The following is a 4,351-nucleotide window of genomic DNA, read 5'->3' as shown; positions in this document are numbered from 1 at the left end:
ATCAAATTGTCACCAATATTTGATTCTAAATAACGTTTGAGTTGTGGTGTTTTTTCGATTTTAGTTAAATCAATATTAATATCTTTAGCTTCTATATATCCTAAAATCCGCTCATTTTTTCTGATAGTTAAATCTGGTATTCCTGCTTGATTACCTTTCTCTTCAATTCTAGCATTAATCCCCATCATTAAACCCTCAATTAGTCGTTTTAGGCTGGGGTAATGACTGCGTTCTCCACCGCGTTGACTATTTTCTTGTAAGTCTTGGATGTAGTTATTGATGTCATTATTAAAGTCGGACATAATGGTTATGAAATTGTCAGAATTTAGGAGGTTTAATCAAGCTACAATAGATGCGATATCCCCGTTTTTTCCTTAATGATATCAATGAATGCTGAATCAATACTAAAATTCGGGGATCTGGTTTTTCTATTCAGGATTAAAGATTATAAAACCACAAGTTTAGAGAGAAATTCCAAGGAGAATTTGAAATGAGAATTTGGTTTATTAACATATCTTTAGTCGCAATAAACAACGAAAATATAGACATTACACAATTCTTATTGAGAATAAAAAATTGTGCGTAACAACTCTAAACCTTTCTTAATAAAGGTTTATAGAGATTTTGGTATGTTACCAATCCTGACAACTTGAACTAGTTTCTGGGTGGTGTCCGTCGTCTTTGTAGAAAGTCAGGAATATCCAAAGAGGGTTTTTCCTTTGGTGGTTCTACAACTGGGGGGGGATTATTAACAGGTGGTTGTAGTGGTGCAGGTCTTCTGGTAGTAGTAGAAGTGGGAGTAGGTGTAACCACTCTGGGAGTAACGACAGTTTGCGCTGAAGGTGCTTGAATTTCCCCAGTAAAGCCAGTAGCAATCACAGTAATTCTCACTTCTCCCTGGAGTCTGTCATCAATTACCGCTCCAAAAATAATATTGGCATTAGGATCAACCACTTCATAGATTGTTTCCGCAGCAGCATTCACTTCATGAAGAGTTAAATCACTACCACCAGTAATATTAAACACAACTCCTCTAGCACCCTCAATAGAACATTCTAGCAAAGGTGAAGAAATTGCAGCGATCGCTGCCTCTCTAGCTCTAGATTTACCTGAACTTACACCAATACCCATTAAAGCCGATCCTGCATCAGCCATAACAGCCCGCACATCAGCAAAGTCAACATTTACTAAACCAGGAATAGTAATAATATCAGAAATACCCTGCACACCTTGACGTAACACATCATCGGCATAGCGGAAAGCTTCTTGGACAGGAGTTTGTTCAGGAATCACCTCCAAGAGCTTATTATTAGGAATAATAATTAAAGTATCAACTCGACTTTTCAAGCCTTCAATTCCCTGTTCCGCTTGGCTAGTGCGTCTGCGTCCTTCAAAGATAAACGGCCGAGTCACCACACCAACGGTGAGAGCGCCCATTTCCTTGGCTACTTCCGCGACAATTGGGGCAGCACCTGTACCAGTTCCCCCACCCATACCAGCAGTAATAAATACCAAGTCCGCACCATCTAAAGCAGTAGCAATTTCATCACGAGATTCCTCCGCTGCCTTTTGACCAATAGCGGGATTTCCCCCTGCACCCAAACCTCTAGTTAGCTTTTGCCCAATTTGTAAACGACTGGGAGCGCCTGCTAAAGTTAAAGCTTGGGCATCAGTATTAATTGACCAAAACTCTACTCCAGACACATCAGACTCAATCATGCGGTTGACAGCATTACCACCACCACCACCGACACCAATCACCTTGATGTTAGCAACACGACCTGGAACAATTTCACCAATACTCCTACTTTCAGTAGAAATTCTCTTATGATCTTGACCTTGGGTGAAGTTTAAAGAAGAATTATTAAAAGGATTCGTGGCGTTAACTGCTAGAGAGAATCCTGGCTGGTTTCCGGCTTGAGAGTTATAGATTAGCCCTTGGTTATTATCAAGTGTCATTGGATTTGCGAAGGATAGATAAACGACTTTTATCGGTGTGATTTACTTAACAGTCAACTATATTTTGACGTTGCCAAAATTGGCATCGTATTTTATTGTTTTTACTATTTACCAGCCTATTGACGTTGTAGGCTATATCTAGTAATTTTTCGCTGATTCAGGCATAAAATTTAACTTTGACAAAAACAACAAAAGTCACGGTTCAAAGTCAAATACTTGCTGTAAAATGGTTATGGCGTTTTTAGATGGACTAGCAGCTTTGATTACTGCTGTATAAATTTTGTTTTTTGCCGATTTTTCTCTTGGTGGATTTGTGAAATAAAATAATTAGCTGTATAGTACACGATACCAAACGCTAATGTTGCTAACTTTCCCCTATTCCTAAAAAGTATAGTTCCAAAAAACCCTAGATGTTTATTGATCTCATACCCATCTCTAGGTGTAAAGTTGCTGGCACTACTTCAAATAGAATATTTGATTGATTACTTAGCTTTTCGATAAACCTTAATCCTACCAATAACTTTTAATAACCTCCTCATATTTTTTCAGAATAGTCAGATATTGATTTGACAACCGTTTCAAACCCTGACCATGATTTTTTAACTAATGGCTGCAAAATTGGAAATCTATATGTATAATATACACCAATTTGCCAATTTGCCAAAATATAAAATTACTAAACTCAGTTTAATTCAATAAAATGTCAGTATTCAGGGATTTAGGATGGGTTTTGTATTCAGTTGTGCCGATTTTTTGATATCTAAGTCTGATTTTTTTTGATTCACCTGTACTAATGGCATGGTAGGATTTTTTAGATCAATATAATCCATATGACTAGAATTAACTTGAGTCCCTAAATCGCGCATTCCCTCCAGTACCTGAATTTGTTTAGGTAATTTGTCGCTAGGGCTACCCAAATGTACAATTCCTAATTCAGTCGTCAAAATTAAATTTGTGGGATCTTGAAAATCAATTTCCGTCACCTTGAGAGAACTTTGACGAATAGCTTCATAAAGTTGAGTCCAGAATGGCCTATATTGTGAGGGAGAACCAATCACCATCATCTGGGGTAATTTCCCTTGAGGATTCATTGACATATACCTAGCCATGGGCATCCAGATCCCACTAGCATCTAGTAAACCTAGTTCACTTTGCTGATTAGCTGCACTGTTATTTTGTACACAAGGCTTAACATCAGCAGACTTGCCCGGAGCAGAAGGTACAACTGTGCAACTAGTGGTAGTTTGCTGTTTACTTTTTTTACTTATTTGGGCTATGGCCACAGGAACTCGTTCCTGGATTTCAATAATTAAACCAGGTGGAAACAAACGACGACTAACGGTGGCTTGGGCAATATTGGGTTGTTTTTTTAAAGAGTCAGCAATTACGGAAGGTTCAATTCGCCATAAAGACTGAGGAGAGGATAATCCTAACAGTGAATAAATGTCCTTTTGAGCCGGTTCAGTTTTATTACTGGATTTTATCACTATTTGCTTTGAATCCTTTAATACCCATATTGGGTGGATTGCCACCCATAACAAGGCTGAAGCAATTCCAGTCACAGCAACCGTTCGCCAAATAGCTTGAATAACTTTGATTTGTCGCTGACGGCGTAATTTCTGCCGACGTTGAGCTAAATTTGTCCGAGAAACCGATAATATTCCAGCCATTTGTACTCCTTGTCAATCACAATCGAATTTATTTTGGATATTGAGTTCACTTATAGTTACTAAAAATATAGTCAAATATTTAATGTACCAGTTGCGTAAGTCCGGCAACAGTATCAGCCTGCGCCCAATTCTTTACAGCCTTTGGTTTCATAAACCTACATTAATTTACATTAATTTACATAATAATTTTACTCTCACTAGAGAGGGGCAGAAAATCACAGTTTCTCCAGAAAAGTAAAATTTCCCTCTTGCCTCTTCCCCCTTCCCTGTTCACAACAACAATTTTTAACGCTAATCTATTCTGAGGATGGAAAAACATCATGACTGTGGTTGGGAGGAGTATCCTCATTACTAGCTGACTGCGACAAATTCACTAACAAAGCTTGTATTCGCATTCTGGCAATATAAGGCCAACCTCCTTCCGACTCGATATTTCTGAGCAATGAGTACAGTCTTTGGCGATTATCGGGCAAATTTTCCTGAAACACTCCATCCCGAATTTCTCTGTGTAATTGTTCTAAATGACGTAACACAGCCAATATAGCAATTACATCCCCCTCGCAGGTTTCAGCTACATTTTTTACCGCGTTAGAAATCGCCTGTAGTTGCCAGGATAAATCCTCACAGGCCAAATTTTGATCATGCTCCATGAAAGGTTCTACTCCATAAAACTAATAGGATACTGGAAAAGTTTCTAAATCAACAACAAAGTTAAATATTGG

General features: G+C 38.2%; 4 protein-coding genes. All 4 read right to left on the bottom strand.

The features are described from left to right. Nucleotides 1–302 (bottom strand): hypothetical protein (locus ACIR131C_RS26050; protein ID WP_035371880.1); only part of this gene is annotated, 302 nt, incomplete at its 3' end. A gap of 352 nt (nucleotides 303–654) precedes the next feature. Next, on the bottom strand, nucleotides 655–1,959 hold the full coding sequence (ftsZ, locus tag ACIR131C_RS0111500; RefSeq protein WP_028090307.1) for a cell division protein FtsZ: 1,305 nt from the start codon (nucleotides 1,957–1,959) through the stop codon (nucleotides 655–657). 710 nt (nucleotides 1,960–2,669) lie between these two features. After that, nucleotides 2,670–3,629 (bottom strand): cell division protein FtsQ/DivIB, encoded by a 960-nt coding sequence (locus ACIR131C_RS0111495; RefSeq protein ID WP_028090306.1) that lies wholly within the window; start codon nucleotides 3,627–3,629, stop codon nucleotides 2,670–2,672. Between the two features lie 296 nt (nucleotides 3,630–3,925). After that, nucleotides 3,926–4,279 (bottom strand): hypothetical protein, encoded by a 354-nt coding sequence (locus ACIR131C_RS0111490; RefSeq protein ID WP_028090305.1) that lies wholly within the window; start codon nucleotides 4,277–4,279, stop codon nucleotides 3,926–3,928. Nucleotides 4,280–4,351: the final 72 nt, after the last annotated feature.

It is taken from the genome of Dolichospermum circinale AWQC131C, assembly GCF_000426905.1.
Taxonomy (GTDB): domain Bacteria; phylum Cyanobacteriota; class Cyanobacteriia; order Cyanobacteriales; family Nostocaceae; genus Dolichospermum; species Dolichospermum circinale.
The sequence above is the reverse complement of the archived record's forward strand: the minus strand, read 5'-3'. Positions and strand labels throughout refer to the sequence as shown.